Origin of the sequence: Phenylobacterium aquaticum (genome assembly GCF_947378715.1) — a bacterium.
GTDB classification, from domain to species: domain Bacteria; phylum Pseudomonadota; class Alphaproteobacteria; order Caulobacterales; family Caulobacteraceae; genus Phenylobacterium; species Phenylobacterium aquaticum_A.
Genome location: NZ_CANCLE010000240.1, coordinates 1 through 4,037, shown reverse-complemented (window position 1 = coordinate 4,037; position 4,037 = coordinate 1). Strand labels below are relative to the sequence as shown.

Below are 4,037 nucleotides of genomic sequence, written 5' to 3'. Positions count from 1 at the left end.
GCTATGGGGCGCGATCGTCGCGGTCCTGGCCTCCTGGCTGGTGCTGCGCTCGGGCGTGCTGGTCAAGGTGCGTGATGGGGTCGAAAAAGGTTCGCCCAAACCGATCCGCGTCGCCTTCGCCGTGCTGTTCATCGACGCGCTCGCGGAATTCGTCCTGAACCTGCCCTGGAGTGTCTATGCCGACTGGTGGCGGGAGACCGCCTATGGCCTGACCAGCCAGGCGTTTGGGGGATGGCTGGGCGAGCAGTTGATGTCCGCCGCCATCTCGGCCGTGCTCTTCACCCTGCTGTTGGTCGGGCTCTACACCCTGATGCGCAAGGCGCCCAAGACCTGGTGGCTGTGGGGCTCCGGGGTGGTGGCGCTGTTCTTCGTGGTGGTGATGATCCTGGCGCCGGTGTTCATCATGCCGCTGTTCAACAAGTACCAGCCGGCTCCTCCCGGCCCCGTGCGCGACGAGATCGTGGCCATGGCCAAGTCGGTGGGCGTGCCGAGCGACAAGATCTTCATCTTCGACGGCTCGAAGCAGTCGAACCGCTACACCGCCAACGTCGCGGGCCTGGGCTCGACCTCGCGCATCGCCATGAGCGACGTGATGTTCAAGAAGGACGCCGACATCGCCGAGGTGCGCGGCGTGGTGGGCCATGAGATGGGCCACTATGTCCACGCCCACGTGTTCATCTTCGCAGCGCTCTACGCCGCCTTGGCCCTGGCCGGCTTCTTCATCATCGACCGGGCCTATGCGCCGGTCGCGCGGATGCTGGGCGCCAAGCACGTGCGCGGTCTTTCCGACCCGGCCGGCTTCCCGATCCTGGCGATCCTGCTGACGGTGCTGGGCCTCGTGTCGACGCCCATCCGCGTGTCGATCACCCGCATCGCCGAGTCCGACGCCGACACCTTCTCGCTGGAGCATTTCAACGAGCCGGACGGCCTGGCCAAGGCCCTGGTCAAGACCATTGAGTATCGGGCCGCGACGCCCTCGAAACTGGAGGAGGTGCTGTTCTACGACCACCCCTCGGTCGGAGGCCGGGTGCGCAAGGCGATGGACTGGAAAGCCGCCCAGGCGAAGGTCGATGCGGTGAGGTGAGGTTTCTTCCTCCCCTTCATGGGCAGGAGAATTGCGTATGGAAATTTGCTGGGGTCTGGCTCGGCCTGGTTGCTCCCATCTTGGGGGAGCTTCCGGCCGCATGGCCGGGTGAGGGGGACTTTGATGGTCCTTTTGAGCCGTTCCCAGGTCAGCTGAGGGAGTCAAAGTCCCCCTCAGACCCTTCGGGCCAGCTCCCCCAAAAGGGGAGCAGCCGCGTTGCGGCCATCCCCTGCCATGAAGGGGAGGGAGGGCGCCCTACCGCTTCTTCACGAACACCGTGCCGGCGGAATAGCCGGCGCCGAACGAGCAGATCAGGCCGGTCTCGCCGGCGGCGAAGTCGTCATTGGCCTTGTGGAAGGCGATGATCGAGCCGGCAGAGGAGGTGTTGGCGTACTCGTCGAGGATGATGACGTTCTCTTCCGGCGTCGGGTCGCGGCCGAGCACGCGCTTGCCGATCATGACGTTCATATTGATGTTGGCCTGGTGCAGCCAAAGCCGCTTCAGGCTCGTCGGGTCGAGGCCCAGATCGCCCGCGTGGTCGACGATCATCTCGGCGACCATCGGCACCACTTCGCGGAACACCTTGCGGCCTTCCTGGACGAACAGCTTGTCGGCGGCGTCGATCCCCTCAGGGGCCGTGCGGTTGAGGAAGCCGAAATTGTTGCGGATATTGTTTGAGAACACGGTCTTCAGGCGCGTGCCCAGGATTTCCCAGCCCTGGCCGGGCGTGGCGTCCTCGGCCCGCTCGACGATCACGGCGGTGGCGACGTCGCCGAAGATGAAGTGGCTATCGCGGTCGCGGAAGGTCAGGTGGCCGGAGGTGATCTCCGGATTGACCATCAGTACGGCGCGCGCGGAGCCTGAGGCGATGTAGTCGGCGGCCGTCTTGATGCCAAAGGTCGCCGACGAGCAGGCGACGTTCATGTCGAAGCCAAAGCCGTCTATGCCCAGCGCCTGCTGGATCTCAATGGCCATGGCCGGATAGGCGCGCTGCATGTTGGAGGCCGCGCAGATCACCGCGTCGATCTGGCTGACATCCTTGCCCCAGCGGGCGATGGCCTCGCGGGCGGCGGCGACGCCGATCTCGGCGAGAACCGAGATCTCCTCGTTCGGTCGCTCGGGGATCGACGGCCGCATCACGGCGGGGTCGATGATGCCGGACTTGTTCACCACGTGGCGGGACTTGATGCCTGAGGCCTTCTCGATGAATTCGACGGAGGAGGGCGTCAGCGCCGCGACCTCGCCGGCCGCGATGGCGGCGGCGTGCTCGGTGTTGAAGGCCTCGACATAGGCGTTGAAGGTCTCGACCAGCTCGGCGTTCGAGACGCTGTCCGGCGGGGTGTAGAGGCCGGTGGCGGCGATGACGGCGTGATGCAAGGCGTGGGCTCCGACGCTTGGCCCCTCTGGTCGTCGGGGGCCTTGAACCGCCACTGATATCACGGCTGGACGCTGCGTCAGCGGCCTTGTGCGCCTGCCGACCATGTCCGGCCCGCCACAATATTACCTTGGGCTGTCGACGAACCGTCCTTGTCGCGCCGCCTTTGGGGGTGATCCAGGCGTCGCTGAGGGGCTGACGCGTAAGGACGAAGTACAAGAAAATGAAAACTCTCATCGCCACCGCCACGGCCGGTCTCGCCGCCGTGATCCTCGCTCCCGCCGCCGCCTCGGCGCAGGACCTTACCCCCGTCACCACCTATGGGACCGCAGGCTACGCGGCCTCTGAAGCCGACGGCGTCAACCTGGGCGCCCTGCAGGGGCGGATCGGCGCCCGCTTCGGCAAGTATCTGGGGCTGGAGGCCGAGGCCGCCTTCGGCGTGAACAATGACAAGACCTATGTCGCCGGCGTCCCGGTGAAGGTCGACGAGACCCGCCAGGTCGCCGCCTATGGCGTCGGCTATCTGCCGGTGGCCCCCAATGCCGACATCTTCCTGCGCGCCGGCTATGGCGCCACCAAGCTGAAGGCCTCCGTGGCTGGAACCACGGCCAGCGGCGACGGCGATTCCTGGAACTATGGGGTCGGCGGCCAGTACTTCTTCAACGACAAGAACGGCGTGCGCGCTGACTACACCCGCTACGACTTCGTCGGCTCTGGCCCCAACGCCAATGTCTGGGCCGTGTCCTATGTCCGGAAATTCTAGACGCCATAAACCCTGAGACCCTGAGGCCCCGTCGAGGCCTCCGGGCGGACGCCAACCGCATCCACCCTGCGTCCGCCGCGCCGACCGGCTCTCCCCCCACCGGTTCGCGCCACTTCGGCCGGCCCCCTTCCTCCAGCCCAGGAAGGGGGCCTCTTCTTTTGGGAGACGGGACGGGGCTATGGTTGGCCGATGGACTCGGTCATCCGGCTTGAGCGCGGCGACTTCGCCTGCACGGTGCGTCCTGGGCTGGGCGGGGCCTTGACCGGGTTCACCTGGCGGGGCGTCCCGCTGTTGCGGCCGACGCCGATCGACGCCAGGACAGTCACCGACTGCGCCTGTTTTCCCCTCGTCCCGTTCGCCAATCGCATCGCCCGGGGGCGGTTCAGCTTTCAGGACATCGATGTCCGACTGCCGGTCCCGCCGGGGGATGGCCCCCATGCCTTGCACGGCCACGGCTGGCGGGCGGCCTGGGACATGGTCGACCACGGTCAGGACCAGGCGATCCTCGACCACCACCACACCACCGACGCCTGGCCCTGGCCCTACGAGGCTGTGCAGGGCGTGGATCTGGTCGAGGGCGGACTGGACCTGAGCCTGTCGCTCTGGAGCCGGGGCGAGGCGCCCATGCCCTTCAGCCTTGGCTTGCATCCCTATTTCCCGCGCACCGGCGCGACGCGGCTGAACCTCAATGTCGACGGCGTGTGGCGGACCGACGCCGAGGCCCTGGCCCTGGAATGGATCGAGGACGGGCCGGAGATGGACTGGCTCACCCATGGGCGCCTGCCGGCCACCCTGGTCGACCACTGCTATGGGCC

General features: G+C 66.8%; 4 protein-coding genes. 3 read left to right on the top strand and 1 reads right to left on the bottom strand.

Annotated elements, in window-relative coordinates; genetic code table 11:
* Window positions 1-1,084, top strand: a 1,084-nt coding sequence (locus Q7P21_RS19750; RefSeq protein WP_304180010.1) for a M48 family metalloprotease, incomplete at its 5' end; no start/stop codon positions are given.
* 255 nt (window positions 1,085-1,339) lie between these two features.
* Here the strand turns inward: Q7P21_RS19750 and Q7P21_RS19745 are convergent.
* Window positions 1,340-2,461 (bottom strand): beta-ketoacyl-ACP synthase III, encoded by a 1,122-nt coding sequence (locus Q7P21_RS19745; protein WP_304180009.1) that lies wholly within the window; start codon window positions 2,459-2,461, stop codon window positions 1,340-1,342.
* Between the two features lie 221 nt (window positions 2,462-2,682).
* On the opposite strand from Q7P21_RS19745, the gene Q7P21_RS19740 reads away from it, so the two are divergent.
* Both Q7P21_RS19740 and Q7P21_RS19735 read left to right on the top strand, forming a co-directional pair.
* On the top strand, window positions 2,683-3,222 hold the full coding sequence (locus Q7P21_RS19740) for a porin family protein (protein ID WP_304180008.1): 540 nt from the start codon (window positions 2,683-2,685) through the stop codon (window positions 3,220-3,222).
* 189 nt (window positions 3,223-3,411) lie between these two features.
* On the top strand, window positions 3,412-4,037 hold a 626-nt coding region (locus Q7P21_RS19735; RefSeq protein WP_304180007.1), incomplete at its 3' end, for an aldose 1-epimerase.